The organism is Blautia sp. Marseille-P3201T (assembly GCF_900120295.1).
In the GTDB taxonomy this organism is placed as follows: Bacteria; Bacillota; Clostridia; order Lachnospirales; family Lachnospiraceae; genus Blautia.
Genome location: NZ_LT635465.1, coordinates 17,083 through 36,291, shown reverse-complemented (window position 1 = coordinate 36,291; position 19,209 = coordinate 17,083). Strand labels below are relative to the sequence as shown.

Annotated in this window: 19 protein-coding genes; 15 read left to right on the top strand and 4 right to left on the bottom strand. The window is 37.0% G+C overall.

All coding sequences use genetic code 11. From position 1 onward, the window contains the following. Positions 1 to 12: 12 nt before the first annotated feature. Positions 13 to 1,371, bottom strand: a complete 1,359-nt coding sequence (gene trkA, locus BQ7352_RS00740; RefSeq protein WP_072446067.1) for a Trk system potassium transporter TrkA — start codon at positions 1,369 to 1,371, stop codon at positions 13 to 15. Between the two features lie 171 nt (positions 1,372 to 1,542). Between trkA and BQ7352_RS00735 the strand changes: the two genes are divergently transcribed. From BQ7352_RS00735 to BQ7352_RS00705, 7 genes are all read left to right on the top strand, one after another. Next, positions 1,543 to 1,737, top strand: a complete 195-nt coding sequence (locus tag BQ7352_RS00735) for a DUF6472 family protein (RefSeq protein WP_072446395.1) — start codon at positions 1,543 to 1,545, stop codon at positions 1,735 to 1,737. A gap of 21 nt (positions 1,738 to 1,758) precedes the next feature. Beyond that, positions 1,759 to 3,057: a glutamate-5-semialdehyde dehydrogenase gene (locus BQ7352_RS00730; RefSeq protein ID WP_256381122.1), complete on the top strand. Its 1,299-nt coding sequence runs from the start codon at positions 1,759 to 1,761 to the stop codon at positions 3,055 to 3,057. Continuing rightward, the gene (locus BQ7352_RS00725; RefSeq protein WP_072446065.1) at positions 3,058 to 3,783 is read left to right on the top strand and encodes a CPBP family intramembrane glutamic endopeptidase; all 726 of its coding nucleotides are present in this window, start codon (positions 3,058 to 3,060) and stop codon (positions 3,781 to 3,783) included. 208 nt (positions 3,784 to 3,991) lie between these two features. Continuing rightward, a complete protein-coding gene (locus BQ7352_RS00720; RefSeq protein ID WP_009247077.1) occupies positions 3,992 to 4,204 on the top strand; it encodes a helix-turn-helix transcriptional regulator in 213 nt (70 codons plus the stop codon). Then, positions 4,197 to 4,958 (top strand): DUF3169 family protein, encoded by a 762-nt coding sequence (locus BQ7352_RS00715; protein WP_072446063.1) that lies wholly within the window; start codon positions 4,197 to 4,199, stop codon positions 4,956 to 4,958. Before BQ7352_RS00720 ends, BQ7352_RS00715 begins: the two co-directional genes overlap by 8 nt. 11 nt (positions 4,959 to 4,969) lie before the next feature. Further along, the gene (locus tag BQ7352_RS00710; protein ID WP_072446061.1) at positions 4,970 to 5,866 is read left to right on the top strand and encodes an ABC transporter ATP-binding protein; all 897 of its coding nucleotides are present in this window, start codon (positions 4,970 to 4,972) and stop codon (positions 5,864 to 5,866) included. Then, positions 5,863 to 7,119: an ABC transporter permease gene (locus BQ7352_RS00705; protein ID WP_072446059.1), complete on the top strand. Its 1,257-nt coding sequence runs from the start codon at positions 5,863 to 5,865 to the stop codon at positions 7,117 to 7,119. The genes BQ7352_RS00710 and BQ7352_RS00705 overlap by 4 nt, the downstream gene beginning before the upstream one ends. A 180-nt stretch (positions 7,120 to 7,299) precedes the next feature. Here the strand turns inward: BQ7352_RS00705 and nagB are convergent, their stop codons facing one another. Both nagB and BQ7352_RS00695 read right to left on the bottom strand, forming a co-directional pair. Further along, positions 7,300 to 8,028 (bottom strand): glucosamine-6-phosphate deaminase, encoded by a 729-nt coding sequence (gene nagB / locus BQ7352_RS00700; protein WP_072446057.1) that lies wholly within the window; start codon positions 8,026 to 8,028, stop codon positions 7,300 to 7,302. 91 nt (positions 8,029 to 8,119) lie between these two features. Continuing rightward, a complete protein-coding gene (locus tag BQ7352_RS00695) occupies positions 8,120 to 9,013 on the bottom strand; it encodes an AraC family transcriptional regulator (protein WP_072446055.1) in 894 nt (297 codons plus the stop codon). Positions 9,014 to 9,152: 139 nt separating this feature from the next. Between BQ7352_RS00695 and BQ7352_RS00690 the strand changes: the two genes are divergently transcribed. After that, positions 9,153 to 10,247 (top strand): anaerobic sulfatase maturase, encoded by a 1,095-nt coding sequence (locus BQ7352_RS00690; protein ID WP_072446053.1) that lies wholly within the window; start codon positions 9,153 to 9,155, stop codon positions 10,245 to 10,247. 300 nt (positions 10,248 to 10,547) lie between these two features. On the opposite strand, the gene BQ7352_RS00685 is transcribed toward BQ7352_RS00690, so the two are convergent. Continuing rightward, positions 10,548 to 12,008: an arylsulfatase gene (locus tag BQ7352_RS00685; RefSeq protein WP_072446051.1), complete on the bottom strand. Its 1,461-nt coding sequence runs from the start codon at positions 12,006 to 12,008 to the stop codon at positions 10,548 to 10,550. 324 nt (positions 12,009 to 12,332) lie between these two features. Here BQ7352_RS00685 and BQ7352_RS00680 point away from each other — a divergent pair, with 324 nt between their 5' ends. The 7 genes from BQ7352_RS00680 to galE all read left to right on the top strand — a co-directional run bounded on the left by BQ7352_RS00680 (position 12,333) and on the right by galE (position 19,078). Continuing rightward, the gene (locus tag BQ7352_RS00680) at positions 12,333 to 13,739 is read left to right on the top strand and encodes a carbohydrate ABC transporter substrate-binding protein (protein ID WP_442855664.1); all 1,407 of its coding nucleotides are present in this window, start codon (positions 12,333 to 12,335) and stop codon (positions 13,737 to 13,739) included. Between the two features lie 75 nt (positions 13,740 to 13,814). Next, entirely contained in the window at positions 13,815 to 14,705 is an 891-nt protein-coding gene (locus BQ7352_RS00675) for a carbohydrate ABC transporter permease (protein ID WP_072446047.1), read from the top strand. 18 nt (positions 14,706 to 14,723) lie between these two features. Next, positions 14,724 to 15,596 (top strand): carbohydrate ABC transporter permease, encoded by an 873-nt coding sequence (locus BQ7352_RS00670; protein WP_072446045.1) that lies wholly within the window; start codon positions 14,724 to 14,726, stop codon positions 15,594 to 15,596. Positions 15,597 to 15,608: 12 nt separating this feature from the next. After that, positions 15,609 to 15,776, top strand: a complete 168-nt coding sequence (locus BQ7352_RS14580) for a DUF6903 family protein (RefSeq protein WP_200791350.1) — start codon at positions 15,609 to 15,611, stop codon at positions 15,774 to 15,776. A 157-nt stretch (positions 15,777 to 15,933) separates the two neighbouring features. Continuing rightward, positions 15,934 to 16,860, top strand: a complete 927-nt coding sequence (locus BQ7352_RS00665) for a nucleotidyltransferase family protein (RefSeq protein ID WP_072446043.1) — start codon at positions 15,934 to 15,936, stop codon at positions 16,858 to 16,860. A 2-nt stretch (positions 16,861 to 16,862) separates the two neighbouring features. Then, positions 16,863 to 17,960: a phosphotransferase enzyme family protein gene (locus BQ7352_RS00660; protein ID WP_072446041.1), complete on the top strand. Its 1,098-nt coding sequence runs from the start codon at positions 16,863 to 16,865 to the stop codon at positions 17,958 to 17,960. Positions 17,961 to 18,061: 101 nt separating this feature from the next. Further along, entirely contained in the window at positions 18,062 to 19,078 is a 1,017-nt protein-coding gene (gene galE / locus BQ7352_RS00655; RefSeq protein WP_072446039.1) for a UDP-glucose 4-epimerase GalE, read from the top strand. The last annotated feature ends 131 nt before the right edge of the window (positions 19,079 to 19,209 follow it).

Sequence of the window (19,209 nt, the reverse complement as noted above, 5' to 3'; positions counted from 1 at the left end):
ATCTCCTGATTTTTATTTTTTCAGAATATCTTTTAAGTCACGTAAACCTGGAATAGATGTTACAACAACCACTGTATCGCCCACCTGAATGGTATCCTGCCCTCTTGGGATTTGGATATTGCCGTTTCGGTTAATGCAGGCAATTAAAAGGTTATCTTTTAAATTCAAGTCAGATAAAGGTGTATCTGTAATAGGAGAAGCTTCTTTTACAGCAAATTCCAAAGCTTCAGCCTGTCCATCCAAAATATGATAAAGAGTTTCCACATTACTGCTCAAAGAATTTTCCATGGCACGAACATATCGCAGGATATAATCGGCTGTAATATATTTTGGATAAATTACACTGCCCAAATCCAACCCATCAATAATATCATCAAAAGCAATACGATTTACCTTTGTAATCAGTTTGGCATGAGAATTCTTTTTAGCAAAAAGAGATAAAAGAATATTTTCTTCGTCCATATTTGTGAGGGTGACAAAGGCTTCTGTTTGGGTAAGACCTTCTTCTAAAAGCAGCTTTTTATCTGTTCCATCACCACAGATAACAGTAATTCTTGGCAGAAGTTCGCTTAATTCTTCACAGCGGGTAATGCGGGACTCTACCATACGAACATTGATTTTCAATTCATCAAGGAGCGCTGCCAGATAATATCCTAAAGTTCCGCCGCCTACAATCATGGCATTCTTCACCTGATTTGTGGTAACTCCGATTTTTTTGAAAAATTTTGCAGAGTTAGCAGGGGAAGCAACAATGGAAATAAAATCATAGTCCCTCAAAACAAAGTTTCCGGAAGGTATAAATACCTCATCTTCTCTTTCAACACCGCAAATTAGAATATTGCATTTCAGTTTATCAATAATTTCCATAATAGAGAGTCCGTCTAAATGGAACTCCGGCAGAATTTTAAATTTCATTAATTCTACTCTGCCCTTTGCAAAGGTATCCAGTTTGATAGCAGAAGGAAAACGCAGAAGTCTTGAAATTTCCAGCGCCGCAGAATATTCCGGATTGATAATCATGGAAATTCCAAGGCTTTTTCGGATAAAATTCCGCTCTTTATTGTAAATAGGATTGCGGACACGAGCAATTGTGTGGCATTTACTTACTTTTTTAGCAATGACACAGCAAAGTAAATTCAATTCATCAGAACCTGTAACAGCAATAAGGATATGGGCATCTTCAATACCGGATTCAGAAAGTACGTTGACACTGGAACCATTACCTGCAATCCCCATGACATCAATGCTTTCAGATAATTGCTGAATTTTCTGAGGGTTCGTGTCAATGACAACAAGGTCATGCTGCTCGTAACTGAGCTGTTCAGCTAAGGTACTTCCAATCTTGCCGCATCCCACAATAATAATCTTCATAAGAACCTCCAAATGTTATTAAGATAATATAAAAAAAATTAGAATGACATAAAGATTATATAAAAATAAAATTACATTATAGCACTAATAAGTATATTTGCAATGAGTATTTGACAAAGAATAAGGTTTTTGATATATCTGAATGGAAAGCATAGAAAGGGGATGAAAAAAATAGCAAAAAAATCAGGAAAAACAGCTGGCTGTGAATATTGCAGCAACTATATTTATGATGAAGATTTAGGATATTATATTTGTGATGTGAATTTAGATGAAGACGAGATGAGCCGTTTTCTGTCGGATACGTTTTATAATTGTCCCTATTTTCAGATGGAGGATGAATATAAGATTGTGAGAAAACAGATGTAAAAAGATGGAGTAAAGGATGGGATGAATATGGATATCAGAAATGCAGTAGGGAAGATGAAAGCAGACAGTCCGAAAATGGCTGCGCTTTCTTTGGAAACCAGAAATCAGGCGCTAAAAGCAGCTGCGTTGGCATTACAGGAATATAGAGAAGAAATTTTTCAGGCAAACAGAAAAGATATGGAAGCAGCACAAACAGCAGGTGTTTTGCCTTCTGTAATGAAAAGGCTGAAGTTTGACGAAGAAAAACTGAAAGCAGTTATAGAAGGTATGGAGCAGTTGATAAAACTGCCGGATCCATTGTCAAAAATACAGCTGGCAAGAAAACTGGATGAAAATTTAGAATTATACAGAGTAACTTGTCCCATTGGAGTAATCGGAGTGATTTTTGAGGCAAGACCGGATGCTTTAGTACAGATTTCTTCTCTTTGTATCAAAAGCGGAAACTGTGCTGTATTAAAAGGTGGAAAAGAAACAGCACGAACAAATAAGGTTTTATTTGAGATTATTTATCAGGCAGTGACAAAATGCGGATTGCCAAATGGCTGTATGCTTCAGGCGGAACAGCATCAGGAAATTGACGAGCTCCTTTCCTGCCATGATTGTGTAGATCTGTTAATTCCAAGAGGTTCTAACAGCTTTGTGCAGTATATTATGAACCATACGAAAATCCCTGTTATGGGACATGCAGATGGAGTGTGCCATATTTATGTGGATAATTCCTACGATATAGAGAAGGCAATTCCTGTTCTTGTGGATGCTAAGACACAGTATACAGCAGCTTGTAATGCGGTGGAAACATTACTGGTAAATAGACAGATTGCAAAAGAATTCCTGCCAGAGGCAGAAAAAGCGTTAAAAGCAGCAGGTGTAAGCATAAGGGGAACAAAAGAAGTACAGCAGATAATAGAGTGTGAAGAAATGCAGGAAGAAGATTTCCATACAGAGTATTTAGACATGACAATTTCCGTGAAAATTGTAGAAGATGTGGAGGAAGCGATTTATCATATCAATGAATATGGCTCTCACCATACAGACTGCATTTTAAGTGAAAATCAGGAAAACGTAGAAAGATTTATGCAGCTTGTGGACTCTGCTGGTGTGTATCATAATTGTTCTACCAGATTTGCGGATGGCTTCCGTTATGGATTTGGAGCGGAAGTGGGAATTAGTACAGGAAAAATTCATGCCAGAGGTCCGGTAGGGCTGGAAGGTCTGGTGACTTATAAATATAAATTATTCGGACATGGACAGATTGTACAGGATTATGCTTCAGGAAAGAAAGCATTTCACTTTGAAGAAATAAGCGGGGAAGAAAAATAAATGGAAAAATCAAAAGCAATCTTACAAAGTCTTCTGCCGGTTGTGATGTGGCTGGCAGTTCAGAGCGTGGTAAGCCTTGTATTTTTATTCTGGAGAGATTATCCTCCTTATTTTGACGGAGTGCTGATTAATTTTGTGACTCTGCTCATAGGCGGATTTTGGTATCAGAGTCTGAAAAAAAAGGAAGATACTGTGCAAATAATTGTTTCACCGAAAGGATGGATTGGACTTGCACTTTTAGGGGGAGCAATTCAGTTTTGCACCAGCTTTGCACTTACCGGGATTTCAGGACTGTTTCCTCAGGAAATGGAAAACTATGGAGAGGTTATAGAAAGTCTTGGAATGTACAGCCCTACTTTTTTTTCTGTGGTATATACCATGCTTTTAGCGCCTTTTGTGGAGGAATTGATTTTCAGAGGGCTGACTTTGAAAATATTGGAAAAAGCTTTTCCATTCTGGGCTGCTAATATTTTACAGGCGCTGTATTTTGGAATTATACATGGAAATATTATCCAGTCATCTTATGCCTTCTTGGCAGGGTTGTTATTTGGCTCTGTGATGTATAAATATAAAAATTTAAAATGTGTAATCTGGTGCCATTTCTTTGTGAATTTTTTAGGCATGGCCGTGGGAATGTTTCCTGTTCCACTGTGGTTGGGAATTCTTCTTACCATAGTTCCACTGGGGATTTTGTGGGGAATGGAAAAAAGAAAAGTAAAGAATTGAGTTTATGAAAAGAGAGGTTGTCACTTAATGATAATGCGACACTCTCTTTTTTTATTTCATGGGAAATTGCGTCCTGTGAAACCGAGGATTGTACTGCGGCAGATAAATACACTTGACAAGGAAAATTGTCATCTGTTACAATAATGACAAATATAATTGTCATTATGACAAGAAAATGAGTCAAAAATTGGGAGGAGTCGAATGAGAAATGCCATTATATAACAGTCTGAAGGAATATCGGGCAAGACTTGGTATTAACCAGCAGGAGCTGGGAAAAAGGGTTGGAGCTTCCAGACAGACCATCAGTTTAATTGAGAGGGGAGATTATTCTCCGTCTGTAACTCTTGCCTTGAAAATTGCAAAGGAATGTAATGCAACCGTGGAAGAAATATTCAGATACGAGGAGGACGAAGATGAGTAAGAAAAAGAAGAAGGAAACGGGACGTGTGCAGGGCATAATACAAATGGTACTCTTGATGCTTTTAGGAGCATTTATCGGAGGAGCAGGAAGTGCCGTCTGCTTTATCTTTAAAGATGATATTGCAAATATTCTGCGGGAAGCTGAAAATATTACAGGAAATTACAGTGATTGGGCATTGTTGTTTTTATCCTTGGTACTTTTTATTTTAGCGCCTTTGCTCACTTTTATAGCAGCAAAAAAGATGAAACAATGGGATGAAGACTCAGAGGAAGAAACAGAACGATTGGAAAGAAGCATTCAGAGGTATCAGAGCGTTTTATCTATTTTTATGGTAGGGGAGATGTGTGTTTCAGGAATTTCCATTGCAAATTTACATACAGAAGCGCATACTGCTGCCATGTTATCTGTTACAGCTGTTTTGATTTATGCAGCTGTCATCTTTTGGAATTTATTTTTTATAGGAAAATTGATAAAGTATGACAAGAAAATCAATCCGGAAAAGAGAGGAAACTATTTTAGTTGGAACTTTAATAAAGAATGGCTGGCAAGCTGTGATGAAAGAGAAAAATTAAGATTGTTTCAGGCAGCATACTATACTCATTTGAGAACACAGTTTGTCTATCTGGCAGTTTTTATCGGGCTTTTACTTGTATCCAATGCCGTGGAAGTGGGAGTTGTGCCATTTGTGATTTTAATGGTGATATGGGTTTCTCAGTCATTGATCTACTGGTATGAATACGAAAAGAAAAGATAAGGAGGCATAGTATGGGATTAGAAGTAAGAGAAATTACAAAAAAATTCGGAGAAAAAACAGCAGTAGACCATTTATCTTTTGAGATGGAAGGTCCGGGGGTGTTTGGTCTTTTAGGAACAAATGGAGCAGGAAAGACTACCACAATCCGTAATATTCTGGGAATTATGCAGCCGGATGAGGGGGAGGCATTGTGGAATGGCACACCTATTACAAGGGAAACACTTTCTTTCGGATATCTTCCGGAGGAAAGAGGCATTTATATGAAAACCAAAGTATTGGAACAGTTGATTTATTTTGGAAGATTAAGAGGCATGAAAAAAGAAGATGCAAAAAAATCCGCATTGCGTCTGATGGAAAGACTGCAGGTAATGGAATACCAGAACACACCGGCGGAAAAGCTTTCTAAAGGAAATCAGCAGAAAATCCAGTTAATTGCAGCGATTATACATAATCCTCAACTGATTTTTCTGGATGAGCCTTTTTCCGGCTTAGATCCTGTAAATGCACAGGTTTTAAGAAATCTGGTAAAGGAGCTTGTGGCAGAAGGAAAATATATTATTTTAAGTACACATCAAATGGAAACAGTGGAAGAATATTGTGAAAATCTGGTTATTTTAGACAGAGGAAAAACGCTTTTAAAAGGAAATTTAAAAGAAATCAAAGCAGGGTATGGACATACCAATCTGGTGGTATCTGCACATGAAGATGTAAGCAATTTGGCACAGGCAGAAGGACTGGAGCTGTTTGAAAAGAGGGCTGCAGAGACGGAATATAAGATACAGGGGGATGAGATGGCCCATAGATTTTTAAGACGAATGACAGAGGAAAACATCTATCCTTTAAAATTTGAAATCCGTGAACCGTCCTTACAGGAAATTTTCGTCAGAAAGGCAGGGGAGAGCAAATGAAGCAGATTTTAACCGTATTTTCTTATACATTTAAAGAGGGAGTCAGAAAGAAAGCTTTCTGGATTTCTACCCTCGTGATTATGGTGCTTCTAGGGGTAATGTGTGCGATTCCCCGTGTGATGACATTGTTTGATAAAGGGGAAGAAAGTGCAGAAACTAAGACAGAATACAGCGGGACCTGTTATATGGCTGATGAAACAGGGGTATTTGAGAAAGAAATACCATATTTAAAAGCAGCTTATCCGGGAATGAATTTCAAATCCATAGAACAGGATGAGATAAAAGGGCTGGAAAAAGCTGTGGATGAAAGTAAAAGCAGAAATGTGGCTATTCTTTCTATTCAGGAAAAGGAGGCAGCTCCGGTTCTTGAGATTACAGTGAGCAATTTTTTAAGTAAGGTACAGGTGGATACCATTGCAGATGCCTGTAATAAAATATGGCAGTCCCACCTCCTTACAGAAAAAGGACTGGAAAAAGGAGAGGTTGCTGTTATTCAGACACCCCTTATCTATACGGAGAAGTTCATTGGAAATATGAATTTAACAGAATATATAGTAGGACTTTTGCTTACTTTTGTCATGTTCTTTGCCGTATATTATTATGGCTATGGTGTGGCAATGTCCATTTCCTCAGAGAAGACTTCCAGAGTTATGGAAACCTTGATTATTTCAGCCAAGCCTTCCAAAATCTTAATTGGAAAATGTCTGGCTATGGGAACTGTAGGACTTCTTCAACTGGGGGGATTAATGGCCTTTGCAGGTTTTTGCTATAAATTTATTCTCCCGGAAGGATTTCAGATTGCAGGTGTAGATTTAGCTGTTTCAGGTTTTACACCTAAGACATTGATATTTTTGATTATCTATTTTATTTTAGGTTATGCTCTTTATGCAGTAATGAACTCTGTATGTGGAGCTGCTGTAAGCAAAATCGAGGATTTAAATTCTGCTATGATGCCGGTGAGTATTCTTGTGATTATCGGATTTTATCTGGGATATTTTACTTCTGTCATGGGAGGAGGAAGTGGAGCACTTTCCAAACTGGCAGTTTATCTGCCGATTTCTTCACCTTTTGCAGTACCGTTTAAGCTGATTACAGGAGAAATCAATATGCAGGAATTAGGAATTTCTATTCTTCTTCTGGTTCTTGCTATTGTAATTGTGACCACATTCTCTGTTCGTATATACAGTGCATCTGTTATGCATTATGGAAATCGGCTGAAGTGGAAAGAATTAAAGAAAATTAAGACGAATTAAAAAAATGCTGTCGTATTAACTACCTATCTTGAATATTTATACACTTTACGCTCAGTCTGAGCTTATCTTGAGCTTGTAATCTCAAAGCGTGCTCGACAAATTCGCTAAAAGTGTATAAATATTTTTGGATAATGTTTAAAGCGACAGCATTCTTCTATAGTAATTATATTTTATAAAAAATTATTTTGTTTTAGATAAAGCTGCTTCATCAGCTACGATTGTTACATCCGGATGAAGCTGTAAGATAGAAGCAGGAACCTGTGGAGTAATTGGTCCGTTGATTACTTTGTTTAAAATTTCAGCTTTGTCTTCACCGCTTACAACAACAAGGATTTTTTTTGCGTTCATAATTGTACCAATCCCCATTGTGTATGCCTGACGAGGTACATCAGCTTCATTTTCAAAGAAGCGTTTATTTGCCTGGATTGTGCTTTCTGTTAAGTCTACACAGTGTGTTGTCTTTGGAAACTCATCTGCAGGTTCGTTGAAACCAATGTGTCCGTTATGACCGAGACCTAAAAGCTGTAAGTCGATGCCGCCTACTTTTTCAATGATTTCTTCGTAAGCCTGGCATGCTGCATCGCTGTCTTTGTCTAATCCATCAGGAACATAAGTACATTCTTTGCGAATATTTACATGGTCGAAAAGATTGTGGTTCATAAAATAGCGATAGCTCTGGTCATTATCTCCGCTTAAACCTCTGTATTCATCAAGGTTGCAGGAAGTAATCTGTGAAAAATCTAAATCTCCGTTCTGATACCATTCAATCAGATTTTTATAAGTGCCAACAGGTGTAGAACCTGTTGCAAGACCAAGTACACAGTCAGGATTTAAAATAACCTGAGAAGCAATGATATGAGCTGCTTTTTTGCTCATGTCATCATAATTTTTTGTTTTATAGATTTTCATTCCCCATTCTCCTTTTTATTAAATATTTGAGTGCTTTTTTCTAAATTATAATATGAAAAGGGTGGAAACTCAATGCTAAAATACAAAAAGCCTATTTTCTGTCAGATATTACCTTAATAGAAGATGCATATTCTGAAGGTGTCATTCCTGTTATTTTTTTAAATTGTCGTGAAAAGTAATGAATGGATGTATAACCAATAAATTCGGATATCTGTGTAAAATTGTGATGATTTTCTCGAATTAGCTGTTTTGCAAGCTCTATTTTTAATCGGGAAAAATAATCAATGATACCGCACTGGTCATGCTCTCTGAAAAGCTTTTGTAATTGAGAACGACCAATCAAATTATCTTTACATATTCTTTCAATGGTGAGATGTTCTCGAATATGCTCTTCTAAATAAGTAGTTATTTTATTATATAATAAGTCATCACTTTTTAATTTCATGGATTTTATGGCAGGGGCAGAGTATTGCCCCAACTGCAGATTGCGTATCATGGCAATCAAGAGGGCCTGAAGGTAAATTTTAATTAATTGTTCAGAGCCGAAAGGAGCATCTGTATCTCGAACCATTTCCATTGTCTGTGGATCATTTAAAGGAGTTTTAATACAACGTTTTGCCTCATAAATAATCTGAGCAATGAGATTTCGTTCGGGTTCACCGATGCTGGTTTTCAAATTCTGAAAATAAGCCATACAGGGAGATGTACAATCAAAGGAAATTACAACCAGATTAGGGGCAATTTTTCCATTTGCACGAACTGTATGAAATTCATTAGGCTTATGAAAGATAATTTCTCCTTTTTTCAAAGTATAGGCTTTACCGTCAGCAGTAACTTCTACTTCTCCTTTATCTACACATAAAAATTCCCAAAAGTCATGACGTTCTCCAGGAAAACTATAATCACTCATATATTCAAAATAGTGAATAGTAATAATGCTGTCAATTTTCACATCTTCGATTAATTCTAAACTTTTAAATGGCATGCGAAACCTCCTAAAAAGAATGAATATTAATTTTATTATAAAGGAAAAGATAAGAAAAATCTACATTTGTATAAAAATGTTGTATTTGTAGAGGGAAAAAGCTACAATAAAGGAAATAAGATGAGAAAGAGGAAGAAATATGAAGTATATGCAAATGATGATAAAACCGGCATCTTCAAATTGCAATTTAAGATGTTCATATTGCTTTTATGAAGATGAATGTAAAAATAGAGAAATCCCTTCCTATGGGATAATGAAAGAAGATACCATGGAAGTTTTGGTAAAGAAAGCGCTCAATGAGGCGGAGGATTTCTGTACTTTCGGATTTCAGGGAGGAGAACCTACTCTTGCAGGGATGGAGTTTTTTGAGAAATTTGTAGAGTGTACGAAAAAATATAAAAAGAAAGAAACAAAAGTAAATTTCTGTCTTCAGACCAATGGAACACTTTTAGATGATCAGTGGGTAAAATTTTTAAAAGAAAATAACTTTTTAGTAGGAATTTCCTTAGACGGAACAAAAGAAATCCATGACAGAAACAGACAGGACATAAAAAAGAAAGGAACTTTCACTCTTGTTTTAAAAAATGCGAAAGAGTTGTTGAAAAATCAGGTAGAAGTAAATATTCTCTGTGTCTTGACAAAACAGAGTGCGAAAAAAATATCATCTATTTATCGTTTCTTAAAGAAAGAAGGATTTTATTACCAGCAGTATATTCCGTGTTTGGATCCTTTGGGAGAGGAAGAAGGACAGTATCCCTGGTCTTTAACTCCTAAGGTATATGCCGAGGCACTGAAAGAACTTTTTGATTTATGGTTTGAGGATATTCAGAAAGGAACAATTGTATCCATCCGCGAATTTGATAATTGGCTTTCTATGTTAAAAGGAATGCCTCCGGAAGCCTGCTCTCAGACAGGAAGATGTTCTATGCAGAATATTGTGGAAGCAAATGGGGATATTTATCCATGTGATTTTTATGTGTTGGATGATTGTAAAGTTGCTAACGTGAAGGATGAAAATTTCCACTTTTTTCAGGGGATTTTGCCGGAGATGGAATTTTTTAAAGAAGGTGCGAAAAGAGGAGACGACTGTAAAGCGTGTAAATGGTATCCGCTTTGCAGAGGCGGCTGTAGGAGAAATTATACAAAAGAAAATAAGAACTATTTTTGTGAAGCATATAAAGAATTCTTTGAATATACGATTGCAAGATGGGAATGGCTGGCGGCAAGAGTATGAAAAATAAATAAGATATTTACTCAGCCATTTCACGGCAAACAAAGTCCATTTCCTTATTTTTTGTGCCGCTTATAGATGCCTTGTCCACCGAACTCGTGCTAGCGCACTCAGACATGGTTTCCAAGGCATCGCTATGCTCAAAAAATTGCGGAAATGTTCTAATCGTTTGCCAATGAAAGGCTGAATGGATATCTTAAATATTTTACTACTCTGCAAGAATTATGCTGCGGCGACAGGTATTATGTTGCTGAAGTAATCAGCTGCAACCAGTCGTAGGCAGCGAATTTTATAAAATAGAGTTTATTTCTGATTGGTTGTCGGCATGTAAGGTGGGTATGGGCAGCCGGTAATGAGCTGCGTGCCGTCTGAAAAGCCTTCGGGGCGGTCTTTTAAGGTTTTGATTAAAGTGTTACGAAGCTCTTCAATGCGTTTTCTGTAAGATGGATTGGATATTTCGTCATGAAGTTCTTTTGGGTCTTCGCTGATGCGGAAGTATTGTTCTGTACCGGTTTCGCTGTACCAGATAAATTTGTCGTAAGAGGAAACCAGCCAGTGATTGGAGTAAGGCCCATAAGAGTGTTCTCCATGAAGCACGTCACGCAGTTTTTTATCAGGATTTTCCACTAACGGAAGCATACTTTTTCCATCTACACTTTCAGGAATATCTGCTTTGGCAAAATCAAGGAGAGTGGGCATGATGTCACGAAGTTCCACAACGCTATGAGAAACCGTTCCCTGTTTAATACCGGGAAGAAGGTTGTCATTTCCGGACAAAATCATAGGAACCCGGATGCTTCCCTGATAAGGTCTGGATTTTCGGAACATGTGGTGGTCACACAGCTCTTCTCCGTGGTCAGAGGTAAAGAGAATGAGAGTATTGTCGTAAACTTCATATTCTACAAGCGCCTGTATTAAGCGGCCGATTTGATGATCTAGATGAGTAATGCAGGCATAATAACCAATTTGTGCTTCCCTGATAAGCTCCGGGTCAGATGGACCGCATTTTGAGTCAAAGATACGTCCCATATTCTGCAAATCTTCAGTTGTTTCCCAGTCACCCACAGCAGGCGGTGTGAGTTCTTTTCTGCTGTACAAGTCAAAATAATAGGCCGGTGCATCAAAAGGAGGATGGGGCCTTAAATAAGATGCCATAAGAAAGAAAGGCTTTTGTGGGTCTTTTCTCCTTAAAAAATCAATACTTCTGTCTGTTACCCAGTTGGTAGGGTGATATTTTTCTTCGTAAATCCAGGGACGTGCTACCCAACTGTTACATTCCAGTCCGGTATCCGTTACGTCTGCGTCAATTCCCTTTTCCTGTTTTAACCAGTGGAAATAATCATCGGCATTTTTCTGGGACTCCTGCCATGGCACATTGGTATAACGTGCGCTGTGAAGATATCCATCATGGAGCTCTACGTTGTGAAATCCCAGATAATTCCGAAGAGGATGGACATGCATTTTTCCTACACACTGACAGTAGTATCCGGCCTGAGAAAGTTCTCCGGCCATTGTATGAGGGTATTCCCAGGGGATGTTATCCTCGTATCCTGTACGCTTGTGGTGTTCCTGTGCCATACCGGTATGAAGGGCAGCTCTGGCAGCAATGCAGCTGGGACAGGAGCTGTAGGCATTGTCAAAAGAAATCCCTCTGCTGGCAAGGGTATCCAGATAGGGCGTTTTTACATCAGGATGTCCGGCAAATCCCAGACAATCGCCGCGAAGCTGGTCTGTCATAATAAGTAAAATATTGGGCTGAGTCAAAATTTTATTCCTCCATTCATTCAAATTATTTATAACTATACGAGAATTCTCTGAAAAATACAAGATAATTCACAAAATCACCAGAAGGTGTTGGTTAAGGTGACGAATATAAAATGGCTGTTATTTAGAAAGAAATAGAGGAAAGACATAAAATGACAAGAAAAACAGATAGATTTTGAGCAAAATCACCATAAAGTAAACGGATTGTGCAAATTATGAAATAAATAATACAAATACAAAATTGAAAAATGTGTTATAATGTGATGTATAAAAATCAAAAAGATGTTTATCATCTACAAAGTTAGGGAGGAAACAGTAATGAAAATGAAGATGGTAAAGAAACTTGTGGCTATGTCTCTTGTTTCAACAATGGCTTTATCTGGACTTGCTGCTTGTGGAAACGGTAACGAAGAAGCAACAACAGACAAAAAAGAAGAAACAGGTAAAGAAGAAGGAAAATCTGAAGGAAAAGAAGTTCTTAAAGTAGCAGCTTTCAAAGGCGGTAACGGAGAACAGATCTGGAAAGATATTGAAGCAGCTTTTGAAGAAGAAAAAGGTGTTGAAGTAGAATTAGAACTTTCTTCTGAATTGGACAAGGATTTAACAAAATCTATTCAGAAAGGTGAATTCCCTGATGTAGTATACTACAACTTAGGACAGAAGAGCGGATTTACAGAAACAATGTTAAAAGAAGGCGCAATTGCTGATATTTCAGATGTATTCGCTGACGAAGAATTAAAAGGCAGATTATTAGATGGTATCACAGATGGTACAGATGCACAGCCATTCGCTGATGGCAAAATTTATCTTGCACCTATCTTCTATACACCAACAGGATTTTGGTATAACAAAAATCTGTTTGAAGGCGACAACAAAAAATATGATCTTCCAACAACATGGGAAGAATTCTTTGCTTTAGGTGATCAGGCTAAAGCTGATGGAATTGCTTTATTTACATATCCACAGTCCGGTTACTTAGATGCAACAATCTACAGCATGTTAGCACAGGCCGGCGGAACAGAATTCTACCAGAAAGCAATCAAATATGACAAAGACACTTGGACATCTGAAGAAGGTAAAAAAGTTCTTGATACATTAGGAAAACTGGTATCTGCTGATTATACAGAAAAAGATACAGTAGCAAATGCAAATGCTGATGGTGGTTTCAAAATCAACCAGCAGAACGTTATTGATAACAAAGCATTATTTATGCCAAATGGTAACTGGGTAATCGGTGAAATGGCTGCTTCTACACCAGAAGATTTCAGATGGGGTATGATGCCTGCTCCTAAGTGGGAAGGTGACGAAACTCAGGCTATGTATACATTTACAGAGCAGATGTGGATCCCGGCAGAGGCTGAAAATATGGATTTAGCAAAAGAATTTATCAAATTTATGTACTCTGATACAGTTGTTGATATCTTATTAAACAACCAGACAACAGATAAAGAAACAGGAAAAACAGCTCCAGCACCAATTGTAGCACCAGTAAAAGGCGCTGCTGAAAAATTACCAGAAGGTACAACAAAAGACTGCTATGAAGCATCAACAGCAGAGAACATCGTTACTGTTACAGGTGGATGGGTTGCTACAGAACCAATCGAAGGTCTGAACATGAAAGACGCAGTTTACGGACCAGCAGACTCTGTAAATACAGGTGATATGACAGTTGAAGATTGGCAGAAACAGTTAACAGAGACATGGGAAAAATGTGCAGGCGCTTTAAAGTAAGCACAAATTTAAGCATGGATATTAAAACGGTGAGTTGTTAAAACTCACCGTTTTTAAAAGAAAAGGAGGAAAACCATGAACAGGAAAAAATCTCAGGGGCGTTTTGTGTTTGCCTGTCTGGCACCGGCGGTTCTTTTGATGTTAATATTTATTTTTGTTCCTACGGTAAAAGTATTTAATATGTCTTTATATCGCATGGGAGGAATTACAAATAAAAGAGAATTTGTCGGATTTGAAAACTTTGCGAAATTAATGCAAGATAAGACATTTTTAGAGGCAATGCAGAATACAATTCTGGTTATTGTACTGGTTATGATTTGCACGATTGTATTGGCGGTCCTTTTTGCAGCTTTGTTATCCAGAGGTAATTTCAGAGGAAAAAATATATTCCGAGTTATTTTTTATATTCCTAATATTTTAAGTATCGTAGTTATAGCAGGTATTTTCGGTGCTATTTACAATCCAAGTACAGGTTTGTTAAATACATTTTTAGAAGCAATTCATTTAGACGGGCTGGTACATCAGTGGATGGGTGAGCCTAAAATTGTTATTTATTCAGTGATTTTTGCCTTAGTATGGCAGGCAATTGGTTATTATATGGTTATGTATATGGCCAGTATGGCAGCAATTCCGGAAGATCTATACGAAGCAGCATCTCTTGATGGTTCTTCAGAAATACATACATTCTTCACAGTAACTCTGCCTCTTATTTGGAATAATATTCGTACTACATTAACTTTCTATATTATCAGTACGATTAACTTAAGCTTCCTGTTTGTTCAGATTATGACTGATGGCGGACCAAACGGAAAAACAGAGGTTGCATTGAACTATATGTACAAACAGGCTTATGGCGCAGGTGTATATGGATATGGTATGGCAATCGGTGTAGTTGTATTTATCTTCTCATTTGCTTTAGCAGCAGTTGTAAATAAAATTACAGACAGAGAAGCATTAGAATTTTAGAAAGGAGAGCGAAAAGAAATGAAACAATCACACAGTATAAGTAAGTTTTTGTATAAATTAATTATCTATATCGCGCTTTTTGCTCTGGCAATTTCTATTGTTGTGCCGGTTGGCTGGGTGTTCATGGCCAGTGTAAAGAGAAACGCAGAATTCATTGGTGCAGATATTAACCCATGGGCTCTTCCATCCAATCCACGTTGGGAGAATTTTACACAGGCATTTGTGGACGCGAGAATGGGCGAGTTCTTTTTGAACTCAGTAATTGTAACAGCATTATCTCTTTGCCTTTTACTTTTAATTGCTCTTCCGGCATCTTATGTATTGGCAAGATTTAATTTTAAATGTAAAGCTATTTTAAATATGGCTTGTATGGCCGGTCTGTTCATCAATGTAAACTATATTGTAGTTCCAATCTTCTTGATGTTAACAGATGCGAATAAGGCTTTGGGTGTTGAGTTTTTCTTAAATAATCGTTTTCTTTTGGCATTGATTTATGCGGCGACCAGTCTTCCGTTTACAATTTATCTGTTAAGCGGTTACTTTAAAACTCTTCCAAAGGGATTTGAGGAAGCGGCGTATATTGACGGATGTGGTTATTTTAAAACAATGACAAAGATTATGATCCCAATGGCAAAACCAAGTATTATTACTGTTATTTTGTTTAACTTCCTTTCTTTCTGGAATGAATATATCATCGCATACACATTGATGGATGGAAATGATACAGTATCTATGGGACTTAAAAACCTGATGGCAGTAGAAAAAACAGCTACAAACTATGGTATCATGTATGCAGGTCTTGTAATTGTTATGCTTCCTACATTAATTCTGTATATTGCAGTACAGAAACGTTTAACGGAGGGTATGACTCTCGGCGGTCTGAAAGGATAGGAGGAAATAGTAATGAATAATGCAGTAAAGATTATTATAAAAAGTATTGTTTTTATTGTTTGCCTCGGTTTGATTATTGTGGGGCAGAAGAATATCAGTCTTACAGGTCTGGCTATGGAATTAGTTGGGTTAGTTGGTCTGTTGGTATTATTATTTCTTTATAATAAGAAATATAAATAAAGAAAAAGCGGCGTTGCATTATTAGAAAGATGCAACGCCTTTTTACATAAAAATGACAAAAAGAAATCAGTTTGTGCAAAGGAATTTAAAAGAGTTTTTGCTAAAATAAGAATAAAGAAATCAGGAAAATATTTTAATAGGAAAAGGAGAAATTACTATGAAAAAACCAGTATTAGTAGTTATGGCAGCAGGTATGGGAAGTCGTTACGGCGGATTAAAACAGATTGATCCGGTAGATGCACAGGGACATATCATTATGGACTTTTCTATCTATGATGCAGTAAAAGCGGGATTTGGAAAAGTAATCTTTATTATTAAAAAAGAAAATGAGGCAGATTTTAAAGCTGCAATCGGTGATCGTTTAAGTAAAGTTATTGATGTAGAATATGTATTTCAGGATTTACAGAATATTCCGGAAGGATATGAAGTTCCTGCAGAACGTGTGAAACCATGGGGAACAGGTCATGCAATTTTAAGTTGTCTTGGATCAATTGATGCTCCATTTGCAGTTATTAACGCAGATGATTACTATGGAAGCCACGCATTTAAAATGATTTATGACTATCTGACAACACATGAAGATGATGATAAATATCGTTATACAATGGTTGGATATGTAGTAGAAAATACATTGACAGAAAACGGACATGTTGCAAGAGGTGTCTGTGTAACAGATGAAAATGGATATCTTCAGAAAATTAATGAAAGAACACATATTGAAAAAAGAGAAAATGGTACTGCATATACAGAAGATGACGGACAGACATGGACTGTTATTCCGGAGGGAAGTACAGTATCTATGAATATGTGGGGATTTACACCAAGTATTCTGGCAGAACTGAAAGCACGTTTTTCAAAATTCTTAGATGAAAATCTGGAGAAAAATCCATTAAAATGTGAATATTTCCTGCCATTTGTAGTAGATGAATTATTAAACGAAGGAAAAGCGACTGTTCAGGTGTTAAAATCTCTTGATAAATGGTATGGTGTAACTTATAAAGAAGATAAACCGGTAGTAGTAGCGGCAATTCAGAGTTTAAAAGACAGTGGATTATATCCTGAAAAACTGTGGGAGGAAAAATAAAAATGGCAGAGGTAAAAACAGCAACAATCGAGAGCTTTCAGTTTCAGGGAACTTGTGTAGAATGTATTCCTTACGGAAGCGGACATATTAATGATACTTTCCGTGTTACTTGTGACGACAATGGAACAACAAGAAGATATATTTTACAGAGAATGAATAAGAATATTTTCTTAAATCCAGAAGAGTTAATGGAAAACGTAGTGGGAGTTACTTCCTGGCTGCGTAAGAAAATTCAGGAGAATGGTGGAGACACAGAAAGAGAAACTTTAAATATTGTTCCTACAAAAGAAGGAAATGCATTCTATGTAGATGAAGAAGGAGATTACTGGAGAGCATACCTGTTTATTGAGGGAGCAACTACTTACGATTTAGTTCAGAATAAAGAAGATTTTTATCAGAGCGCTGTTGCATTTGGACATTTTCAGGGACTTCTTGCAGATTATCCGGCAGAAACTCTTCATGAGACAATTGTGAACTTCCACAATACAGTAGACCGTTTTGCTAAATTTAAAAAAGCAGTGGAAGAAGATGCTTGCGGCAGAGCAAAAGATGTTCAGGAAGAAATTAATTTTGTATTAGAAAGAGAAAAGCTTGCACATATTTTATGTGATATGCAGGCTGAGAAAAAAATTCCTCTCCGTGTAACACATAATGATACAAAATTAAATAACATTATGATCGATGATGAAACACGTAAAGCAATCTGTGTGATTGATTTAGATACAGTTATGCCGGGACTTGCAGTAAATGATTTTGGTGACTCTATTCGTTTCGGCGCAAGTACAGGAGAAGAGGATGAAAGAGACTTATCAAAAGTATCTTGCAGCATGGAACTGTTTGAGTTATATACAAAGGGCTTTATTGAAGGATGTAACGGAAGTCTTACAAAGGAAGAATTGGATATGCTTCCAATCGGTGCGATGACAATGACTTATGAATGTGGTATGCGTTTCCTTACTGATTATTTAGAAGGTGACCATTATTTTAAAGTACATAGAGAAGGTCATAATCTGGATCGTTGTCGTACACAGTTTAAACTGGTAAAAGATATGGAAGAAAAGTTGGAACAGATGAATGGAATTGTGAATAAATATCGCTAAGCTTTACTTGAATTTTCAGGAAGAAAGTGGTAGAGTATAAACAAACATAAAAAGTGTTTTGGAACATAAAAAATAGTGCTTTTCTCAAAGGAGGAATAAAAATGGCAATATTAGTAACAGGCGGTGCCGGATATATCGGCAGCCATACAGTAGTAGAACTTCAGGGCGCAGGTTATGATGTAGTAGTCGTAGACAATCTTTCAAACTCCAGTGAAAAATCTCTGGAAAGAGTAGAAAAAATCACAGGAAAACCTGTTAAATTTTATAAGGCAGATATTTTAGACAGAGATGCGTTAAATGAAATCTTTGAAAAAGAAGATATTGACTCTTGTATTCACTTTGCTGGATTAAAGGCAGTAGGAGAGTCAGTGGCAAAACCATGGGAATATTATGAAAACAATATTGCCGGTACGCTTACTTTAGTAGATGTTATGAGAAAACATAATGTAAAGAATATTATTTTCTCATCTTCCGCTACTGTATATGGAGATCCTGCAATTATTCCAATCACTGAGGAATGTCCAAAAGGACAGTGTACAAATCCTTATGGCTGGACAAAATCTATGCTGGAACAGATTTTATCTGATATCCAGAAAGCAGATCCAGAATGGAACATTGTTCTTTTAAGATACTTCAACCCAATCGGAGCACATAAGAGCGGAACAATCGGAGAAAATCCAAATGGTATTCCAAACAACCTGATGCCATATATTACACAGGTTGCAGTAGGAAAATTAAAAGAACTGGGTGTATTTGGAAATGACTACGATACACATGACGGTACAGGCGTAAGAGATTACATCCATGTTGTAGACCTTGCAAAAGGCCATGTAAAAGCTTTAAAGAAAATCGAAGAAAAAGCAGGACTTAAAATTTACAATCTGGGAACAGGTGTAGGATACAGTGTTCTGGATATCGTAAAAAACTTCGAAGAAGCTACTGGTGTAAAAGTGCCTTATGTAATCAAACCACGCCGTGCAGGTGATATTGCTACCTGCTATTCCAGCGCAAAGAAAGCAGAAGAAGAACTGGGTTGGAAAGCAGAATTCGGCATTAAAGAAATGTGCGAAGACTCCTGGAGATGGCAGTCAAACAATCCAAACGGATACGAAGAATAAAATAAAGTAAAAAAACAAGATAAAAGGAAAGAGCTTGCCGTAGTTATATTAGGCAAACGCTTTCCTCTTTTTCTCTGAAAAATCAATTCCTTTCGTACATAAAAATACTACATTTCTCGATTTATACTTAA

What these genes read in the sequence shown, in the direction of transcription:
- BQ7352_RS14580 (WP_200791350.1), top strand. Translation starts at nt 15,609, where the DNA reads ATGAATAATGCAGTAAAGATTATTATAAAAAGTATTGTTTTTATTGTT.
- BQ7352_RS00680 (WP_442855664.1), top strand. Translation starts at nt 12,333, where the DNA reads ATGAAGATGGTAAAGAAACTTGTGGCTATGTCTCTTGTTTCAACAATG.
- trkA (WP_072446067.1), bottom strand. Translation starts at nt 1,371, where the DNA reads ATGAAGATTATTATTGTGGGATGCGGCAAGATTGGAAGTACCTTAGCT.
- nagB (WP_072446057.1), bottom strand. Translation starts at nt 8,028, where the DNA reads ATGAAAATCTATAAAACAAAAAATTATGATGACATGAGCAAAAAAGCA.
- BQ7352_RS00690 (WP_072446053.1), top strand. Translation starts at nt 9,153, where the DNA reads ATGAAGTATATGCAAATGATGATAAAACCGGCATCTTCAAATTGCAAT.
- BQ7352_RS00730 (WP_256381122.1), top strand. Translation starts at nt 1,759, where the DNA reads ATGAATATGGATATCAGAAATGCAGTAGGGAAGATGAAAGCAGACAGT.
- BQ7352_RS00710 (WP_072446061.1), top strand. Translation starts at nt 4,970, where the DNA reads ATGGGATTAGAAGTAAGAGAAATTACAAAAAAATTCGGAGAAAAAACA.
- BQ7352_RS00725 (WP_072446065.1), top strand. Translation starts at nt 3,058, where the DNA reads ATGGAAAAATCAAAAGCAATCTTACAAAGTCTTCTGCCGGTTGTGATG.
- BQ7352_RS00665 (WP_072446043.1), top strand. Translation starts at nt 15,934, where the DNA reads ATGAAAAAACCAGTATTAGTAGTTATGGCAGCAGGTATGGGAAGTCGT.
- BQ7352_RS00705 (WP_072446059.1), top strand. Translation starts at nt 5,863, where the DNA reads ATGAAGCAGATTTTAACCGTATTTTCTTATACATTTAAAGAGGGAGTC.
- galE (WP_072446039.1), top strand. Translation starts at nt 18,062, where the DNA reads ATGGCAATATTAGTAACAGGCGGTGCCGGATATATCGGCAGCCATACA.
- BQ7352_RS00720 (WP_009247077.1), top strand. Translation starts at nt 3,992, where the DNA reads ATGCCATTATATAACAGTCTGAAGGAATATCGGGCAAGACTTGGTATT.
- BQ7352_RS00715 (WP_072446063.1), top strand. Translation starts at nt 4,197, where the DNA reads ATGAGTAAGAAAAAGAAGAAGGAAACGGGACGTGTGCAGGGCATAATA.
- BQ7352_RS00695 (WP_072446055.1), bottom strand. Translation starts at nt 9,013, where the DNA reads ATGCCATTTAAAAGTTTAGAATTAATCGAAGATGTGAAAATTGACAGC.
- BQ7352_RS00675 (WP_072446047.1), top strand. Translation starts at nt 13,815, where the DNA reads ATGAACAGGAAAAAATCTCAGGGGCGTTTTGTGTTTGCCTGTCTGGCA.
- BQ7352_RS00660 (WP_072446041.1), top strand. Translation starts at nt 16,863, where the DNA reads ATGGCAGAGGTAAAAACAGCAACAATCGAGAGCTTTCAGTTTCAGGGA.
- BQ7352_RS00670 (WP_072446045.1), top strand. Translation starts at nt 14,724, where the DNA reads ATGAAACAATCACACAGTATAAGTAAGTTTTTGTATAAATTAATTATC.